The 18,249-nt window shown below is 59.7% G+C and carries 17 protein-coding genes; 9 read left to right on the forward strand and 8 right to left on the reverse strand.

What is annotated here, in order from left to right; all coding sequences use genetic code 11:
• Positions 1 to 113: 113 nt before the first annotated feature.
• Positions 114 to 1,274 (reverse strand): Do family serine endopeptidase AlgW, encoded by a 1,161-nt coding sequence (gene algW / locus AC5PZ0_RS04320; protein ID WP_027595323.1) that lies wholly within the window; start codon positions 1,272 to 1,274, stop codon positions 114 to 116.
• 214 nt (positions 1,275 to 1,488) lie between these two features.
• Here algW and AC5PZ0_RS04325 point away from each other — a divergent pair, with 214 nt between their 5' ends.
• The 3 genes from AC5PZ0_RS04325 (at position 1,489) to cysN (ending at position 5,348) form a co-directional block, all read left to right on the forward strand.
• Positions 1,489 to 2,247, forward strand: coding sequence for a Nif3-like dinuclear metal center hexameric protein (locus AC5PZ0_RS04325; protein WP_027595324.1), 759 nt, complete (start codon positions 1,489 to 1,491; stop codon positions 2,245 to 2,247).
• A gap of 266 nt (positions 2,248 to 2,513) precedes the next feature.
• Positions 2,514 to 3,431: a sulfate adenylyltransferase subunit CysD gene (gene cysD / locus AC5PZ0_RS04330; protein ID WP_003251799.1), complete on the forward strand. Its 918-nt coding sequence runs from the start codon at positions 2,514 to 2,516 to the stop codon at positions 3,429 to 3,431.
• Positions 3,432 to 3,446: 15 nt separating this feature from the next.
• On the forward strand, positions 3,447 to 5,348 hold the full coding sequence (cysN, locus tag AC5PZ0_RS04335; RefSeq protein WP_027595325.1) for a sulfate adenylyltransferase subunit CysN: 1,902 nt from the start codon (positions 3,447 to 3,449) through the stop codon (positions 5,346 to 5,348).
• Between the two features lie 129 nt (positions 5,349 to 5,477).
• On the opposite strand, the gene AC5PZ0_RS04340 is transcribed toward cysN, so the two are convergent.
• The 3 genes from AC5PZ0_RS04340 to AC5PZ0_RS04350 all read right to left on the reverse strand — a co-directional run bounded on the left by AC5PZ0_RS04340 (position 5,478) and on the right by AC5PZ0_RS04350 (position 8,693).
• Complete coding sequence (locus tag AC5PZ0_RS04340) at positions 5,478 to 5,741, reverse strand: bacteriocin immunity protein (RefSeq protein ID WP_265968557.1); 264 nt, start codon at positions 5,739 to 5,741, stop codon at positions 5,478 to 5,480.
• A complete protein-coding gene (locus AC5PZ0_RS04345) occupies positions 5,738 to 8,101 on the reverse strand; it encodes a pyocin-S2/colicin E7-DNase domain-containing protein (RefSeq protein ID WP_493854437.1) in 2,364 nt (787 codons plus the stop codon). Before AC5PZ0_RS04345 ends, AC5PZ0_RS04340 begins: the two co-directional genes overlap by 4 nt.
• Before the next feature lie 112 nt (positions 8,102 to 8,213).
• A complete protein-coding gene (locus AC5PZ0_RS04350) occupies positions 8,214 to 8,693 on the reverse strand; it encodes an Lrp/AsnC family transcriptional regulator (RefSeq protein WP_027595326.1) in 480 nt (159 codons plus the stop codon).
• Positions 8,694 to 8,820: 127 nt separating this feature from the next.
• On the opposite strand from AC5PZ0_RS04350, the gene AC5PZ0_RS04355 reads away from it, so the two are divergent.
• Positions 8,821 to 10,017, forward strand: coding sequence for a methionine gamma-lyase (locus tag AC5PZ0_RS04355; protein WP_493854438.1), 1,197 nt, complete (start codon positions 8,821 to 8,823; stop codon positions 10,015 to 10,017).
• 36 nt (positions 10,018 to 10,053) lie between these two features.
• On the opposite strand, the gene AC5PZ0_RS04360 is transcribed toward AC5PZ0_RS04355, so the two are convergent.
• Positions 10,054 to 10,773 carry a hypothetical protein gene (locus tag AC5PZ0_RS04360; protein ID WP_493854439.1) on the reverse strand — a complete coding sequence of 240 codons (720 nt, stop codon included), beginning with the start codon at positions 10,771 to 10,773 and terminating at the stop codon, positions 10,054 to 10,056.
• 182 nt (positions 10,774 to 10,955) lie between these two features.
• The gene (locus tag AC5PZ0_RS04365) at positions 10,956 to 11,393 is read right to left on the reverse strand and encodes a Z-ring associated ZapG family protein (protein ID WP_027593992.1); all 438 of its coding nucleotides are present in this window, start codon (positions 11,391 to 11,393) and stop codon (positions 10,956 to 10,958) included.
• A gap of 135 nt (positions 11,394 to 11,528) precedes the next feature.
• Here AC5PZ0_RS04365 and AC5PZ0_RS04370 point away from each other — a divergent pair, with 135 nt between their 5' ends.
• From AC5PZ0_RS04370 to zapE, 3 genes are all read left to right on the forward strand, one after another.
• The gene (locus tag AC5PZ0_RS04370; RefSeq protein WP_493854440.1) at positions 11,529 to 12,164 is read left to right on the forward strand and encodes an alpha/beta hydrolase; all 636 of its coding nucleotides are present in this window, start codon (positions 11,529 to 11,531) and stop codon (positions 12,162 to 12,164) included.
• A gap of 25 nt (positions 12,165 to 12,189) precedes the next feature.
• Positions 12,190 to 13,539: a tryptophan--tRNA ligase gene (locus tag AC5PZ0_RS04375; protein WP_099430375.1), complete on the forward strand. Its 1,350-nt coding sequence runs from the start codon at positions 12,190 to 12,192 to the stop codon at positions 13,537 to 13,539.
• Between the two features lie 85 nt (positions 13,540 to 13,624).
• Positions 13,625 to 14,719, forward strand: a complete 1,095-nt coding sequence (gene zapE / locus AC5PZ0_RS04380; RefSeq protein WP_027593995.1) for a cell division protein ZapE — start codon at positions 13,625 to 13,627, stop codon at positions 14,717 to 14,719.
• A gap of 179 nt (positions 14,720 to 14,898) precedes the next feature.
• Here zapE and AC5PZ0_RS04385 read toward each other — a convergent pair whose 3' ends face one another.
• Positions 14,899 to 15,819, reverse strand: coding sequence for a GlxA family transcriptional regulator (locus AC5PZ0_RS04385; RefSeq protein ID WP_172960431.1), 921 nt, complete (start codon positions 15,817 to 15,819; stop codon positions 14,899 to 14,901).
• A 213-nt stretch (positions 15,820 to 16,032) separates the two neighbouring features.
• Positions 16,033 to 17,073 (reverse strand): NADP(H)-dependent aldo-keto reductase, encoded by a 1,041-nt coding sequence (locus AC5PZ0_RS04390; protein ID WP_027593997.1) that lies wholly within the window; start codon positions 17,071 to 17,073, stop codon positions 16,033 to 16,035.
• A gap of 257 nt (positions 17,074 to 17,330) precedes the next feature.
• Between AC5PZ0_RS04390 and rplM the strand changes: the two genes are divergently transcribed.
• Entirely contained in the window at positions 17,331 to 17,759 is a 429-nt protein-coding gene (rplM, locus tag AC5PZ0_RS04395; RefSeq protein ID WP_008097538.1) for a 50S ribosomal protein L13, read from the forward strand.
• 14 nt (positions 17,760 to 17,773) lie between these two features.
• Positions 17,774 to 18,166: a 30S ribosomal protein S9 gene (gene rpsI, locus AC5PZ0_RS04400; protein WP_009404633.1), complete on the forward strand. Its 393-nt coding sequence runs from the start codon at positions 17,774 to 17,776 to the stop codon at positions 18,164 to 18,166.
• The last annotated feature ends 83 nt before the right edge of the window (positions 18,167 to 18,249 follow it).

Below are 18,249 nucleotides of genomic sequence, written 5' to 3' on the forward strand. Positions count from 1 at the left end.
TGGTGGGGCCGCTTTGCGGCCCATTCGCAGCGCAAGGCTGCTCCTACAAGGCAATGCGATCCCCCTGTAGGAGCAGCCTTGTGCTGCGAATGGGCTGCAAAGCAGCCCCAGTGTTACTTCTCTTCCTGCGTCGTCGCCGGAGCAGGCGGCGGCCGCAGCCCCACCTCGGCGACCAGCTTCAGCTGCTGCCCATTGCGCATCACCTCGATGGTGATCTTCTCGTTGGGCTTGATCCGCGCCACCTGGTTCATCGACTTGCGCCCGTCACCCGCCGGCTCGCCGTTGATGCTCATGATCACGTCACCCAGCTGCAGCCCGGCTTTTTGCGCCGGCCCTTCGCGGAAGATCCCCGCCACGACGATGCCTGGGCGATTCTGCATACCGAACGACTCAGCCAGTTCCTGGCTCAGCGGCTGCACTTCGATGCCCAACCAGCCACGGATCACCTGGCCGTGTTCGACGATCGACTTCATCACCTCCAGCGCCAGCTTCACTGGGATGGCGAAACCAATGCCCTGAGAGCCGCCGGACTTGGAGAAAATGGCCGTGTTGATGCCGATCAGGTTGCCGTTGGCATCGACCAGTGCACCGCCGGAGTTACCCGGGTTGATCGCCGCGTCGGTCTGGATGAAGTCTTCGTAGTTGTTCAGGCCCAGCTGGTTACGGCCGGTGGCACTGATGATGCCCATGGTCACGGTCTGGCCGACGCCAAAGGGGTTGCCGATGGCCAGCGAGACATCACCAATGTGGATGTTGTCGGAGCGGCCGATGGTGATGGCCGGCAGGCTCTTCAAGTCGATCTTCAGCACCGCCAGGTCGGTTTCCGGGTCGCTGCCGATCACCCGCGCCAAGGTCTCGCGGCCATCCTTGAGCGCTACCACGATCTGGTCGGCGCCACTGGTGACGTGGTTGTTGGTCAGCAGGTAGCCCTCGGGGCTCATGATTACCGCCGAGCCCAGGCTTGACTCCCAGCGCTTCTGCTTGGGCAGGTTGTCGCCAAAGAAGCGGCGGAACTGCGGGTCTTCGAACAGCGGATGGGCGCTCTTGTTGACCACCTTGGTGGTGTACAGGTTGACCACTGCCGGTGCGGCCAGGGTCACGGCGTCGGCATACGACACCGGGCCCTGCATGATCCGGGTGGTTTGCGGGGCCTGCTGCAGGTTGACGTCCTGGCTGGGCAGGCCGACCCATTGCGGGAAGCGCTGGATGATCAGCATGGCGATCAACACACCGGTGAGCAGGGGCCAGCCAAAGTAACGCAGAGCCTTGAACATGAACGAATCCTGGGAGTAGGGCGGGAGCCAGATAGCAGCGCCACGGGGCGCGAGCGCGCGCGATCATACACCTGAAACCGCTGATCGGCGAAGGCTTGTCTGGCCTGCACCCAGGCGGCTGACGCCGGTTTCCCCAAGGCCGGCGACGGCTCATAATGGCGGCCAGTATACGGGTGTTGAACCCGGCAAAAACGCAGATTTCGAGGAGATTTTCATGGCCGTCGCTCTGAACACCCTGGTCGAGGAAGCCGAGCGCTACCTGGGCAGTGCGAAGATCCAGGATTATTGCCCCAACGGGCTGCAGGTCGAGGGCCGTCCGCAGGTCAGCCGCATTGTCAGCGGTGTCACGGCCAGCCAAGCGTTGCTGGATGCCGCGGTCGAGGCTGAGGCCGACCTGGTGCTGGTGCACCATGGCTACTTCTGGAAGGGCGAGAACCCGTGCATCACGGGGATCAAGCAGCGCCGTTTGAAAACCCTGCTCAAGCACGACATCAGCCTGCTGGCGTTCCACCTGCCGCTGGATGTACACCCGGAGGTGGGCAACAACGTGCAGCTGGCGCGCCAGTTGGATATCACCGTCGAGGGGCCGCTGGACCCGGAAAACCCGAAAGTGGTTGGCTTGGTCGGTTCGCTGGCTGAGCCGATGACTGCACGGGATTTTGCCCGGCGGGTGCAAGAGGTGATGGGGCGTGAGCCGTTGCTGGTTGAAGGCGAGCAGATGATCCGCCGCGTGGGCTGGTGCACCGGGGGCGGGCAGGGGTATATCGACACCGCGATTGCCGCAGGGGTCGACCTGTTCATCAGTGGCGAGGCGTCGGAACAGACCTTCCACAGTGCCCGCGAAAACGGCGTCAGCTTCATCGCCGCCGGGCACCATGCCACCGAGCGCTATGGCGTGCAGGCCCTGGGCGACTACCTGGCCCGGCGCTTCGCCGTGGAACATCTGTTCATCGATTGCCCCAACCCGATCTAACCCTTCCGGATCGCCCACAACCCCTGTAGGAGCAGCCTTGCGCTGCGAAGAGGCCGGTACAGGTAAAGTGCCACCACTGGCCTCTTCGCAGCCCAAGGCTGCTCCTACAACGGCTGGTGGTGAGTAGCCAGAGCCCAAACCCCCAGTCATATCGTTAGATTGTTTCGATCTAGCCCGCCTCCTAAATAGAATCAGCCGCTGTGATAAAGTGGCTCGCTCGAACACGGCCCGCAGGCCGTCCATAAGATCGTTTTTCGTGAGTAGCCATGGTCGACAAACTGACGCACTTGAAACAGCTGGAGGCGGAGAGCATCCACATCATCCGCGAGGTGGCCGCCGAGTTCGACAACCCGGTGATGCTGTACTCGATCGGCAAGGATTCCGCCGTGATGCTGCACCTGGCGCGCAAGGCCTTCTTCCCGGGCAAGCTGCCGTTCCCGGTGATGCACGTCGACACCCAGTGGAAATTCCAGGAGATGTACAGCTTCCGCGACAAGATGGTCGAGGAAATGGGCCTGGAGCTGATCACCCACGTCAACCCTGAGGGTGTGGCGCAGGGCATCAACCCCTTCACCCATGGCAGCTCCAAGCACACCGACATCATGAAGACCCAGGGCCTCAAGCAGGCGCTGGACAAGCATGGTTTCGACGCCGCCTTCGGTGGTGCCCGCCGTGACGAAGAGAAGTCGCGCGCCAAGGAACGCGTCTACTCGTTCCGCGACAGCAAGCACCGTTGGGACCCGAAGAACCAGCGCCCCGAGCTGTGGAACGTGTACAACGGCAAGGTCAACAAGGGCGAGTCGATCCGCGTCTTCCCGCTGTCGAACTGGACCGAGCTGGACATCTGGCAGTACATCTACCTCGAAGGCATCCCGATCGTGCCGCTGTACTTCGCCGCCGAGCGTGAAGTCATCGAGAAGAACGGCACCCTGATCATGATCGACGACGAGCGCATCCTTGAGCACCTCTCCGAGGAAGAAAAGGCCCGCATCGTCAAGAAGAAGGTGCGTTTCCGTACCCTCGGTTGCTACCCGTTGACGGGTGCTGTCGAGTCCGAAGCCGAGACCCTGACGGACATCATTCAGGAAATGCTCCTGACCCGTACGTCCGAACGCCAGGGCCGTGTCATCGACCACGATGGCGCCGGCTCCATGGAAGACAAGAAACGCCAAGGCTACTTCTAATTTCAGGGTTACTCCATGTCGCACCAATCTGATCTGATCAGCGAGGACATCCTCGCCTACCTGGCCCAGCACGAGCGCAAGGAACTGCTGCGTTTCCTGACCTGCGGCAACGTCGACGACGGCAAGAGCACCCTGATCGGGCGCCTGCTGCACGACTCGAAGATGATCTACGAGGACCACCTCGAAGCCATCACCCGTGATTCGAAGAAGTCCGGTACCACCGGCGAAGAAGTCGACCTGGCGCTGCTGGTCGACGGCCTGCAGGCCGAGCGCGAGCAGGGCATCACCATCGATGTTGCCTACCGCTACTTCTCCACCGCCAAGCGCAAGTTCATCATTGCCGACACCCCGGGCCACGAGCAGTACACCCGTAACATGGCCACCGGTGCATCCACCTGTGACCTGGCGATCATCCTGGTCGATGCCCGCTACGGCGTGCAGACCCAGACCCGTCGTCACAGCTACATCGCCTCGTTGCTGGGCATCAAGCACATCGTCGTCGCCGTCAACAAGATGGACCTCAAAGGGTTCGACGAAGGCGTGTTCGAAGAAATCAAGGCCGACTACCTGAAGTTCGCCGATGCCATCAACCTGACGCCGAGCAGCCTGCACTTCGTGCCGATGTCGGCGCTCAAGGGCGACAACGTGGTCAACCGCAGCGAGCGTTCGCCGTGGTACACCGGCCCTGCGCTGATGGAAATCCTCGAGACCGTGGAAGTCGCGGCCGACCGCAACTTCACCGACCTGCGCTTCCCGGTGCAGTACGTCAACCGTCCGAACCTGAACTTCCGCGGCTTTGCCGGCACCCTCGCCAGTGGCGTGGTGCACAAGGGCGACGAAATCGTCGTGCTGCCGTCGGGCAAGAGCAGCCGGGTCAAGTCCATCGTCACCTACGAAGGTGAGCTGGAAAACGCCGGCCCAGGCCAGGCGGTGACTCTGACCATGGAAGACGAGATCGACATCTCCCGTGGCGACCTGCTGGTGCATGCCGACAATGTCCCGCCGGTGACCGACCAGTTCGACGCGATGCTGGTGTGGATGGCCGAAGAGCCCATGCTCCCCGGCAAGAAATACGACATCAAGCGTGCCACCAGCTATGTGCCGGGCTCGATCGCCAGCATCACCCACAAGGTCGATGTGAACACCCTCGAAAAGGATGCGGCCAGCGCGCTGCAGCTGAACGAGATCGGTCGCGTCAAGGTGTCCCTGGACAGCGCCATCGCGCTGGACGGCTATGACAGCAACCGCACCACCGGTGCGTTCATCGTCATCGACCGCCTTACCAACGGCACCGTTGGCGCCGGCATGATCATCGCACAGCCAGTGCTGCCGCACGGCAGCACCGGCCAGCATGGCAAGCAGGCTCACGTGTCCACCGAAGAGCGTGCCCTGCGCTTCGGCCAGCAGCCGGCCACCGTGCTGTTCAGCGGCCTGTCCGGCGCTGGCAAGAGCACCTTGGCCTACGCCGTGGAGCGCAAGCTGTTCGACATGGGCCGTGCGGTGTACGTGCTCGATGGCCAGAACCTGCGCCACGACCTGAACAAGGGCCTGCCACAGGACCGCGCCGGCCGCACCGAGAACTGGCGCCGCGCCGCCCATGTGGCGCGCCAGTTCAACGAAGCCGGCATGCTGACCCTGGCCGCCTTCGTCGCCCCGGATGCCGAAGGCCGCGAACAGGCCAAGGCGCTGATCGGCAAGGAGCGCCTGGTGACCGTTTACGTCCAGGCCTCGCCGATCGCCTGCCGCGAGCGCGACCCGCAGGGCCTGTATGCTGCCGGTGGCGACAACATCCCGGGTGAAAGCTTCCCGTTCGATGTGCCGCTGGACGCTGACCTGGTGATCGATACCCAGAACACCAGTGTCGACGAAGGCGTGAAGCAGGTGCTGGATGTGTTGCGTCAGCGTGGCGCGATCTAAGCGCTGAGGCTGCATGAAAAACCCCGCTTCGGCGGGGTTTTTTGTTTGTGTCCGGACGTGCAAATCTCACAGGTCTGGAACGCACTAATTTTTTAAGGAGTAACACCCCGTATGAGCGGGGTGTTGGATTTACTCTGCTTTAAATCCTGGCTTGCCGTTAGCTGCGCGCCACTCTTTTATGATGCGTACGATTTCCTCTGGCGTATCAAGGCCGTCTGCCTCAGGCCAGTATATTAAGTCCGAGCCATTCGGATGTTCGCTTAGCGATTTAAATCTCATGATGTGTGAATCTAAATCCTGTTCGCTTATATTGTTGGGTGGGTTTGTAATTGAGGTTATAAATTCAAGGAATTCCAGTTCTGTGAATTCAGATATGCTGTTTTTTGGAGTCATTCTGATGCCCCGTAATGTATGTTGTGATGCGCTGCCGGCGTGACAATCTTCAAGTTGTCAGCATCGTATACAGCTCCATGTTCGGAAATTGGAATCACGTGATGGAGTATAAAAGTAGCGTGCCCCTTGTAGTGATCTTTGTCACGTGCTTTGGGGGCGTGTCCTCTAGCCATGAGATTTCTATTTGTAGTGTTAAATTGACTAGACAGCTCGGGGTGTTCGGCTACAGCCTTCCAGAATGCGGCTCGGAAAGCATCGAAATCTCGAAATTCCCGTCCCCTCAGCACATCCGCAATCTGTGTTGGAATTTCTGCCCCGGTCTGCCTGGCTGCTTCATCGAGCCAGATACCAGTGATTGGCGAGCCTAACCCTGTAGCAATCCCTGGCTCATATCGCGGACTCTTGAACACCACCAGAATAGGCGGCAAACCCGAATCCAGCGGAAAGGTGATTATCAGCCGTTCTTGATCCAGTAGCTCCAGAGCCGGATAACCGTCCTGCTCGGTGCTTACAGGATTAAGGCTGCTGCCGGTGTAAACGACAGTCCCAGGTGGTGCCGGCGGAAGACTGGTAGAGCTTCCCTGTTCATCCCCCGGTGCGCTGGCTGGGGTCCAGGTCAGAATTCGCTGAGGGTTCTCCAGTGCCAGGCTGTAAAGCTGGCGCTCGCTGTCGAAAGTCGCGGCGCGAACGGGTACTGGCTTAGCGCCAGGTACCACGTAGAGATCCAGCCCATGTTGGTCTTCGGCCCCTGCAAGAAGGTAAGGTAAATCGATACTGGTTGATGAGAGGGCAAGGGCGACTAGATCCGGACCGTTCGGAGGTGAAAGGTTAGCGAGGGGCGTGCTGATGAGGTAGTGACGTTCGCTGTTGGCCAACGTGGACGGCCAGGCCATTGCCAGGGAGCCCACCGCTAGGGCGGGAGTGGAAGCCGCAATAATCCTGGTCAAAGCTGCAGATATTGCAGCCCCTAACGCTGTATAGGCGGTCTCGGCGATTGCGAACGTTGCAGCACCGATGGGGATGATTGCAGGGACCGATGCCGCCAGTCGGCCTTCGTGGTTGTAACTTATACGTTTGAGCAACGTCTCGAGCTGCTGCCGTTCCGCCTCGGCAGCTAAACGCTCAGTTTCGGCTTGCTGGCGTGCCGCTTCTTCTGCGGCCAATCGCTCAGCTTCGGCTTGCTGCCTCACCACTTCCTCGGCAGCCAGGCGCTCAGCCTCAGCCTGTAGCCGAGCGGCTTCCTCAGCCGCCGCCTGTTGCGCTGCAAACTGAGCTTGTAAGTGTTCAACCTCGGCCGCGCGCTGGTTAAGATTCTGCGTAGCACTTGTGAAGGTATCGAGGAACCTGATCGATTCGCTCAATGCAAGGGCCTGGTGATATTCCTTCCAGCGCTGACCAGCTCGGCGCAATCTTTGCTCATCCACAAGATGCAACAGCCCTTCCAGTTGGGGTTTCGACAGAGGGCTGCTGATCCGCGGATTTTGATCTGGGTACTGCGGTATTTGCGATTGTTTGCTCTGCACCAGAGCAGAGGCGGTGGCCAAGTAAGCATTGAACGTTTGGGCGAGTGTGTAAGCGTCCCCAATGACGGTTTGCCCGAGCTCATGCTGAATAACATTAGGCAAACATTCGAAGTGAATTTGCCGCTCTACGTGAATCTGCGCTGTTCTACGCGCAATCACCTTCAGCAGGTCTAAAGGCTGCTGGGTCAGCTCCTCTTGATCTACCTGTCCTGCCAGCCCTTTGAGTTCATCCGCTAGCGACTGATGCTTCTGGGCTAGCAGGTGTAAACGATAGGCGCCGTCCCACGACCTCTGCAGTTTTGTGGCCCATTCCACACCCAAGGCTTCACCCGTTGTTGATTCGATGAAACCAGGGTCGAGAAACCGACTCATCATTGAATCGCCGCGCTTATAGAACGCGGGTACGCCAAAATAACTATTTGCGTCGGGTAAAATCTGCAGGTAGTTCTCACGCATCTGGCTGATACGTGAGGTCAAAACCTGTTGTTCAACTATTGCTTTTAAAGATTGGTTGGGTGTGTTCTGCGCGTCGGATCTGATTTGAGCTTTTAATGCGGCAATCGTTTCTGGGAGCTGGTTTATCTCTTGAGTATATTTTTCTTCGTGGTCTTTCTCGATGACCTGATATTCCTCTGTCAACACTCTCCGTGTTGAAATGACCCGCGCAATATCATTTTTGGTTGGGCTGGTACCGCGAGGGTAGCCTTCACTCAGCCCCCAGCCCCCTCCGCCTGGTCCGCCTCCACCGCCACCCAGTAACCTGAGTTCAGCACCCGTGGGGGCAGCGGCGCTAATCCAAAGCCCTTCGGTGAGATAATACGTTTTGTCCTGTGCCATGTAGGTTCTCCTGATCACTACATGGCAAAGCTTTTCGTGAATTGAATGTGCAGTATGTCAGTTGCGGCCTATCCATCGGTAGGACCCTTCCTGCCGTTCGGAAAGGTCTGAATCAGATATGCTTTTCCGACACAGGAATCACGCGCCTCTCTTTCACTGCCTTGTACGAAAAGCTCGAATAAATTTCTTTAACTCCCGGCAACCGCTGCAGTACTTCTCGGGTGAATTCCCCAAACGATTCAAGGTCCCGCGCCAGTATTTCCAGCAAGAAGTCATAGCGCCCGGAAATATTATGGCAGGCAACGATTTCGGGTATTTCCATCAACCGCTTCTCAAAGGCCAAGGCCATGTCTTTGGTATGCGAATCCATCATGATGCTGACAAAAGCGGTTACGCCAAACCCCAATGATTTAGGGGAAAGAATGGCCTGGTAGCCGGTGATATAGCCGTTATCTTCCAGCAATTTGACCCGCCGCCAGCAAGGCGAGGTGGTCAGCGCTACCTGGTCGGCAAGCTCGGAGACGGTAAGGCGGGCGTTGTCCTGCAGGGCGGCGAGCAGGGCGCGGTCGGTGCGGTCGAGGCTCGAAGGCATGGTTTGCCCTCCTGATCGAATAATTGTTGTTTTTGTTCCAAAAAGTGCTCGATTGCGTGGGCTATTTTGGAAAAATTCAGGCAGCTCGGTGGCATAAGCTTATAACAAACCACCAGAGGCTGTTGCCATGCGCGACTCCCATAACAATACCGGTTTTTCCACACGGGCCATCCACCATGGTTATGACCCGCTTTCCCATGGGGGCGCCCTCGTGCCGCCGGTGTATCAAACAGCGACCTATGCCTTCCCCACCGTTGAATATGGCGCTGCCTGCTTTGCAGGGGAGGAAGCGGGGCACTTCTACAGCCGCATTTCCAACCCGACGCTGGCTTTGCTGGAACAGCGTATGGCGTCGTTGGAAGGGGGCGAGGCCGGGCTGGCGCTGGCTTCGGGGATGGGGGCCATTACCTCGACGATCTGGACCCTACTGCGGCCGGGTGATGAACTGATTGTCGGGCGCACGTTGTATGGCTGTACCTTTGCCTTCCTGCACCATGGCATTGGCGAGTTCGGGGTGAAAATCCGTCACGTCGACCTTAACGACACTAAGGCACTCAAGGCGGCGATCACCAGCAAAACACGGATGATCTACTTCGAAACACCCGCCAACCCCAACATGCAACTGGTCGATATCGCGGCGGTGGCTGACGCCGCGCGTGGGCATGATTTGCATATCGTGGTCGACAACACTTACTGCACGCCTTATTTGCAGCGGCCCCTGGAAATGGGAGCCGACCTGGTGGTGCATTCGGCCACCAAGTACTTGAGCGGCCATGGTGATCTCACCGCAGGGCTGGTGGTGGGGCGCAAGGCGCTGATCGACCGGATACGCCTGGAAGGCCTCAAAGACATGACAGGCGCGGTGCTGTCGCCCCATGACGCTTCGCTGTTGATGCGGGGTATCAAGACCCTGGCCCTGCGCATGGACCGCCATTGCGCCAACGCCCAGCAGGTGGCGGAGTTTATCGCGCGACAGCCGCAGGTCGAGTTTATCCACTACCCAGGGCTGCCCTCGTTTACCCAGTACCAACTCGCTCAACGGCAGATGCGCCTGCCGGGCGGCATGATCGCCTTTGAGCTCAAGGGCGGCATCGAAGCCGGGCGGCGCTTTATGAATGCCCTGCAGCTGTTCGCGCGGGCGGTGAGCCTGGGCGATGCCGAGTCGCTGGCGCAGCATCCGGCGAGCATGACCCATTCCAGCTATACGCCGAAGGAGCGGGCACATCACGGGATATCGGAGGGGTTGGTGCGCTTGTCGGTGGGGCTCGAGGATGTGGAGGACCTGCTTGAGGATGTTCGCCAGGCGCTGATGGTTTGCAGTTGAAGCGGCTGTACGGGCCCTGACATTGGCATAGCCGCGTCAGGGCCTTACGCCTGGAGGGCAGACTTCATCAGGGTTGTTCAGGTACGCGGCGTTTCTTTCCAGAATACTCAGGCGCAACTCAAGAGGAGACTGGCCTTGCGTGCAAACGTAGGTGTAAGGCACACCTTTGAACGTGCGCAACATCAAGGGCGTTTGCCGGCCTGCTGGGGCCAGACGCACAATTGCCTGGTCTTCAAGGCTGGCGAAAGTGATGGGTATGTTGTCGCAATCCAGCAACTCGAAGAGCGTTGGGTAGGCGTTATCGAAGGGGGAGGGTAAGGCGCATACGCAATTTTCCTTATGGATGTAAAGTGCGCGTGCGTAGCGAGCGGAAGACCGAACGAACAACCGGTAGCCCTTTTCCACACTGCGAAAGTAAAGGTGCAGCGGCGCGGCATCGACTGCCTCAGCAACATAGCCAAGGTAATTCGATTCATCACGCTTGCTGGGTTCAACCGGTTTTACAGCCGGCGTGGGATTCTGCTCATGGATAGGTGCTCGGCTTCCTCGGTTTCCACGAGTGGTCATCACGGTGTGGCGGAAAATGCGGCCGGCCCATCCCGCGTGGGCAATGCCACCCATCGTTGGTTTTTGCGTGGTAGGGGCAGAATTGCCGCCGATCTCGGCAGGTCTGCCCAGGAGTTCATCGAGGAAATTGAGGCTACCGTCCACGGCCTCGACAGTGGCGATGAATGAGCGTTGTCGGTGAGTCAGCATAAGAGTTCTCCTAGGTTGGATAGGCTTATGCAGGGTCCGGTAATACTTGGATGACAGGCACTTGGAAATACGTTCTGAGCACGTTGGGTGATTCTGTTGCAGGCTCGGTGCCGCTTGCTAAACCTTTCTCCACCCTTCAGAAAACAAAAGGCCTCTTTCGAGGCCTTTTTCAGTGCATCAGCTCAACGCTTGAGCCCGTAGCTCTCATCGAGCATACCCGGCGAGTTCGGCGTTTTTGGCGCGTAGTCGCGTGGCACTTCGGCGGTGTCCTTCGGCGGGGTCAGACGGTCGCGTGGGCCTTGGGCCGCTTCGGAGTGCAGGGCGGCCAGCAGGCGCTGGCGGGTGACGTCGTCGAGGGCCAGGGTGTTGGCGCCATCGGCGAGGTGATCCTGGACGTCCTGGTAGCTCTGGGTGAGTTTCTTGACCAGTACGGCGGTGCTGTTGAAGTGGGTGACCACTTCGTTCTGGTAGCTGTCGAAACGCTGCTGGATGTCATCCAGTTGACGTTGCGTGCTGCTCGGCGCGGCATTGGGCAGCAGGCGGGCTACGACGAAACCAACCACCACGCCGATGACCAGGGCCAGGGTCGGCAACAACCAAACAAGGAGCGAGAGTTCCACGAGTCCTTCCTCTATAAACGGCTTTGCTTTACGTTAACGGCTCAGACCTGCGCTGTATACCGCGAGCGATCGCAAATCAGAACAGAATTCCTCACCTAGACGAATCGACCCTTCCCGAGGTCACGGAGTAGTGCCTTGCTTGTCCGCGAAACCCCCTTGTTCATCGATGGCCCTTGCGGCCAGTTGGAAGCCTTGTACCTGGACGTTGCCGATGCCCGCGGCGTGGTGCTGATCTGCCACCCCAACCCGGTCCAGGGCGGCACCATGCTCAACAAGGTAGTTTCGACGTTGCAACGCACCGCGCGTGACGCCGGTTACGTGACACTGCGCTTCAACTACCGGGGTGTCGGCCAAAGCGCCGGCAGCCATGATATGGGCGCGGGCGAGGTAGCCGATGCCGAGGCAGCGGCTGCCTGGTTGCGGGCGAAGCACCCTGAGTTGCCGGTGGTGCTGATGGGCTTCTCGTTCGGTGGTTTCGTCGCGACCAGCCTGGCAGGGCGCCTTGAAGGCGCTGGGGTTGAGTTGCAACACCTGTTCATGATCGCCCCGGCGGTGATGCGCCTGACAGACGAATTCCCGTTGCCGCAACGCTGCCCGATCACCCTGGTGCAGCCCGACAGCGACGAGGTCGTCGATCCGCAGTTGGTCTACGAATGGTCTGACACCCTGTCGCGCCCCCATGAGCTGCTGAAAGTGGCAGAATGCGGACACTTCTTCCATGGCAAGCTGACCGATCTGAAGGATCTGCTGCTGCCGCGCCTTTCGAATTGAGCCAAGCCTGAATAAGCGAACACCCATGACCACGCGCATCCTTACCGGTATCACCACCACCGGCACCCCGCACCTGGGCAACTACGCCGGCGCCATTCGCCCGGCGATCCGCGCCAGCCAACAACCCGGTGCCGATTCGTTCTACTTCCTGGCCGACTACCACGCCCTGATCAAGTGCGACGACCCGCTGCGCATCCAGCGCTCGCGCTTGGAAATCGCTGCCACCTGGCTGGCCGGTGGCCTCGATCCGGACAAGGTGACCTTCTACCGCCAGTCCGACATCCCGGAAATCCCCGAACTGACCTGGTTGCTGACCTGTGTCGCTGCCAAGGGCCTGCTCAACCGTGCCCATGCCTACAAGGCCTCGGTGGACAAGAACGTCGAGAACGGTGAAGACCCGGACGCCGGCGTGACCATGGGGCTGTTCAGCTACCCGGTGCTGATGGCCGCCGACATCCTGATGTTCAACGCCCACAAGGTGCCGGTCGGCCGTGACCAGATCCAGCACGTGGAAATGGCCCGTGACATTGGCCAGCGCTTCAACCACCTGTTCGGCCAGGGCAAGGACTTCTTCGCCCTGCCGGAGGCGGTGATCGAAGAGAGCGTGGCGACGTTGCCGGGCCTGGACGGGCGCAAGATGTCCAAGAGTTACGACAACACCATCCCGCTGTTCACCAGCGCGAAGGACATGAAAGACGCTATTTCGCGCATTGTGACCGACTCGCGCGCGCCGGGCGAAGCGAAAGACCCGGACACTTCGCACTTGTTCACCCTGTACCAGGCCTTCTCGACGCCGGAGCAATGCGCCGGGTTCCGCGAAGAGCTGCTGCAGGGCCTGGGCTGGGGCGACGCCAAGCAGCGTCTGTTCCAGCTGCTGGATGGGCAACTGGCCGAGAAGCGCGACCACTACCATCAACTGATCTCGCGTCCATCGGACCTGGAAGACATCCTGTTGGCCGGTGCCGCCAAGGCCCGCAAGATCGCCACGCCGTTCCTTGAGCAACTGCGCGAAGCCGTTGGCCTGCGTTCGTTCCGCAGCAGCGTGCAGGCCAACACCGAAGTGAAGAAAAAGGCCGCCAAGAGCGCGCGGTTCGTCAGCTTCCGTGACGAGGATGGCAGCTTCCGCTTCCGCCTGCTGGCCGCCGACGGCGAGCAACTGTTGCTGTCGCGCAGCTTCGCCGACGGCAAAAGCGCCGGCGCTGTAAGCAAGCAACTGCAGCAAGGTGGCGAAGCCGATGTGCGTGCTGAAGGGCTGAGCTTCAGCCTGTGGCTGAATGGCGAGCAGGTGGCTGAAGGGCCGCAGTTCGACACGGCCGAAGCCCGTGATGCGGCTGTTCAAAGCCTGCACGAGGCCCTGGTGCCACAGCAGGACTGAGACAGTTTGACGCAAGTCTGATTGCCATTAAGCGGGCCTGTCGCTACAGTGACGGCCCGTTTTTTGTTGCCTCGCTAACGAAATCATGACGCCCCTAGAACGATACCAAGCAGATCTGAAACGTCCCGACTTCTTCCATGATGCGGCGCAGGAGACTGCGGTGCGTCACTTGCAGCGCCTGTACGACGACCTGGTGCACGCGCAGAACAACAAGCCGGGCGTGTTCGGCAAACTGTTCGGCAAGAAAGAGCAGACGCCGGTCAAGGGCCTGTACTTCTGGGGTGGGGTAGGGCGTGGCAAGACCTACCTGGTCGACACCTTCTACGAGGCGCTGCCGTTCAAGCAGAAGATGCGGACGCACTTCCACCGCTTCATGAAGCGCGTGCACGAGGAAATGAAAACCCTCAAGGGCGAGAAAAACCCGCTGACCCTCATCGCCAAGCGTTTCAGCGATGAAGCCAAAGTCATCTGCTTCGACGAGTTCTTCGTCTCCGACATTACCGATGCGATGATCCTCGGCACCTTGATGGAGGAGCTGTTCAAGAACGGCGTGTCCTTGGTGGCGACGTCCAACATCGTGCCGGACGGCCTGTACAAGGACGGCCTGCAGCGTGCGCGCTTCCTGCCCGCCATCGCCATGATCAAGCAGTACACCGACGTGGTGAACGTCGACAGTGGCGTCGACTATCGCTTGCGCCATCTGGAGCAGGCCGAACTGTTCCACTTCCCGCTCAATGACGCCGCACACCAGAGCATGCGTGCCAGCTTCAAGGCGCTGACCCCTGAGTGCACCCAGGCTGTCGAGAACGATGTGCTGATGATCGAGAACCGCCCGATCAACGCCCTGCGCACCTGCGATGACGTCGCCTGGTTCGACTTCCGCGCCCTGTGCGACGGGCCGCGTAGCCAGAACGACTACATCGAGCTGGGCAAGATCTTCCATGCCGTGTTGCTGAGCAATGTCGAGCAGATGGGCGTTGCCACCGATGATATCGCCCGCCGGTTCATCAACATGGTCGACGAATTCTACGACCGTAACGTCAAGCTGATCATTTCGGCTGAGGTGGAGTTGAAGGACCTGTACACCGGTGGCCGGCTGAGCTTTGAATTCCAGCGGACCTTGAGCCGGTTGCTGGAGATGCAGTCGCACGAGTTCCTGTCGCGCGCGCACAAGCCTTGAATACTGGGGCCGCTTTGCGGCCCATCGCTGGCAAGCCAGCTCCCACAGGGTCAGCAACTCGCTTACGAACTTTGTTCTCTGCTCGACAACTCGGTCCAAAGGGCTGCTCCCACAAGTACCGCGCGGTCCCTGTAGGAGCTGGCTTGCCTGCGATGGGGCGCGTAGCGGCCCCCTAGGCCTCAAGCCTCTTGCATGAACTGCTGCCGATACTGGTTCGGCGACAACTCCGTGTGCTGGCGGAACAACCGGGCAAAGAAGCTTGCGTCGTCGTAGCCCACTTCGTAGCTGATGGTCTTGATGCTCTTGCGCGTGCTCGACAACAAGCCCTTGGCGGTCTCGATCCTTAGCCGTTGCAGGTAATGCAGCGGCTTGTCGCCCGTTGCGCCCTGGAAGCGCCGCATGAAGTTGCGAATGCTCATGCCGTGGTTGCGGGCCACGTCCTCGAAGCGGAACTTGTCGGCGAAGTGCTCTTCCAGCCAATGCTGGATCTGCAGAATGATCAGGTCCTGGTGCAGTTTCTGCCCACCAAAACCCATGCGCCCCGGGGTGTAGTTGCGCTGCACTTCGTAAAGGATGTCGCGGGCCACGGCGCGGGCCACGTTGGCACCGCAGAAGCGCTCGATCAGGTAGATATACAGGTCACAGGCCGACGTCGCACCGCCCGCGCAATAGATATTGTCGGCATCGGTCAGGTGCTTGTCCTGGTTCAGGCGGATTTTCGGAAAACGCTCGGCAAAATTGGCGAAGAAACGCCAGTAGGTCGTCGCCTCCTTGCCGTCGAGCAGGCCGGACTCGGCCAGCCAGAACACGCCAGAGGCTTCAGCGCACAGCACGGCGCCACGGGCATGTTGCTCACGCAGCCACGGCAACACCTGTGGATAACGCTGCATGAGGTTGTCGAAGTCGTCCCAGAACGCTGGGAGGATGATGATATCGGCATCGTTCAGGCCGCCGTCGACCGGCAGCTGGACATTACTGAAGCTGTCCACGGGCTGGCCGTCTGGGCTCACCAGGCCAATTTCGAACATGGGCTGCAGGCCCAGGCCCAATTGCTTGCTGTACCGCAGGCTGGCGAGGTGGAAGAAATCCTTGGCTTGCATCAAGGTCGAAGCAAACACCTTGTCAATGGCCAGGATGCTGACGCGCCGCAGCGACGCGGAGGGTTGGGTAAACATCATTGTCATTGTTCTTATAGGGTAGAGTGGTCAATCACCGGCTGGATCGTCTTATTTTTTGGCGATTGTGTCTACCCCGCAGAATTGCACGGTCCCTTTCGCGAGTTCACCCGCGAAAGGGACAGCGTTGCACTGGGTTCAGGGCGCCGGGTTAGGCTGGTCCTGATGAATCGCCTCGATCGCCGCCAGCAGCTCATCGCTCAGCTTCAGGTCCAGGCTCGCCAGGTTGCTCTCGAGCTGTTCGACGCTAGTCGCACCGATAATGTTGCTGGTCACGAACGGCTGGCGTGTGACGAACGCCAGGGCCATCTGCGCCGGGTCCAGCCCATGTGCCTGGGCCAGTTGCACATAGCGGCTGCAGGCCGCCACGGTCTGCGGGTTGGAGTAGCGGGCGAAGCGGCTGAACAGCGTCAGGCGGCCTTTTTCTGGCCGGGCGCCGTTCTCGTATTTGCCCGACAGCATGCCAAAGGCCAGCGGCGAATAAGCCAGCAGCCCGCATTGCTCACGGATGGCGATTTCCGCCAGGCCCACCTCGAAACTGCGGTTGAGCAGGTTGTACGGGTTCTGGATCGACACCGCGCGCGGCCAGCCGCGGGCTTCTGCCAGTTGCAGGAACTTCATGGTGCCCCACGGCGTTTCGTTGGACAGGCCAATGTGGCGGATCTTGCCCGCGCGCACCTGCTCGTCGAGCACTTCGAGGGTTTCTTCCAGTGGGGTGAAGTGGTCCTGTGGCAGGTGCTGATAGCCCAGCTTGCCGAAGAAGTTGGTGCTGCGCTCCGGCCAGTGCAACTGGTACAGGTCGATGCGGTCGGTTTGCAGGCGTTTCAGGCTTTCGTCCAGCGCCGCGACGATGTGCTGGCGGTTGTGCTTGAGCTGGCCATCACGGATGTGGCTGATGCCGTTGCCGGGGCCTGCGACCTTGCTGGCCAGGATCCAGTCGTCGCGATCACCCTGCTCGCGGAACCAGTTGCCGATGATGCGCTCGGTGGCGGCATAGGTCTCTGGGCGCGGTGGCACCGGGTACATTTCGGCGGTGTCGATGAAGTTGACCCCGGCGGCCTTGGCCATCGCAATCTGCTTGAAGGCCTCGTCCTGAACGTTCTGTTCGCCCCAGGTCATGGTGCCCAGGCACAGGGCGCTGACGTTGAGATCGGTACGGCCGAGCTGGCGGTATTCCATCGGGAGAACTCTCCTTGGTAAAGAAGCCCATAAAAGCAGGTTGAAATTTTTCGCGCAATCTGGATAATTCGGCACCTCTCCGTGTGGCGGAAGTGATGCACCACCACGCAGGAAGAACCCCGTCGAACATTGGCGTGCCCGACCCGAGCCCCCAAAAGCGTCTGTGTTCGGCTGCGCGCTTGCCCTTGGCAAGCTGTGCACTATCCAGTAAGATTCGCCGTCTATTTTTCGCTGGGCGGCCTCTGAGGCTTTAGAGAATGAAAACTTTTACTGCTAAACCGGAAACAGTAAAGCGCGAGTGGTTCGTAGTCGACGCCGCTGGCCAGACCCTGGGTCGTCTGGCTACCGAAATCGCTAGCCGTCTGCGTGGCAAACACAAACCAGAATACACCCCTCACGTTGACACCGGCGACTACATCGTCGTCATCAACGCCGAGCAAATCCGTGTAACTGGCGCCAAGTCTTCCGACAAAATGTACTACTCCCACTCCGGCTTCCCAGGCGGTATCAAGGAAATCAACTTCGAGAAGTTGATCGCCAAGGCCCCTGAGCGTGTTATCGAAACCGCGGTCAAAGGCATGCTGCCGAAGAACCCGCTGGGTCGCGACATGTACCGTAAGCTGAAAGTGTACGCGGGTGCTGCTCACCCACACACTGCTCAGCAGCCTCAAGAACTGAAGATCTAACGGGATAGTTCATTATGTCGGCGACTCAAAATTACGGCACTGGCCGTCGCAAGACCGCAACCGCTCGCGTTTTCCTGCGTCCGGGTACTGGTAACATTTCCATCAACAACCGTTCTCTGGACGTGTTCTTCGGCCGCGAAACCGCTCGCATGGTTGTTCGCCAGCCGCTGGAGCTGACCGAGACCGTTGAGAAGTTCGACATCTACGTCACCGTTGCTGGTGGTGGTGTCAGCGGTCAAGCCGGTGCGATCCGTCACGGTATCACCCGCGCTCTGATGGAATACGACGAAACCCTGCGTGGCGCTCTGCGTCGTGCTGGCTACGTCACCCGCGACGCTCGTGAAGTTGAGCGTAAGAAAGTGGGTCTGCGTAAAGCGCGTAAGCGTCCTCAGTACTCCAAGCGTTAATTTCGCTTCGGCAGTCGAAAAAGCCCGGTTCCTTTGGAACCGGGCTTTTTTTATGTCTTGAACTAACCTGTCAGCATGTCCGT

The organism is Pseudomonas sp. 5.2 (assembly GCF_059025405.1).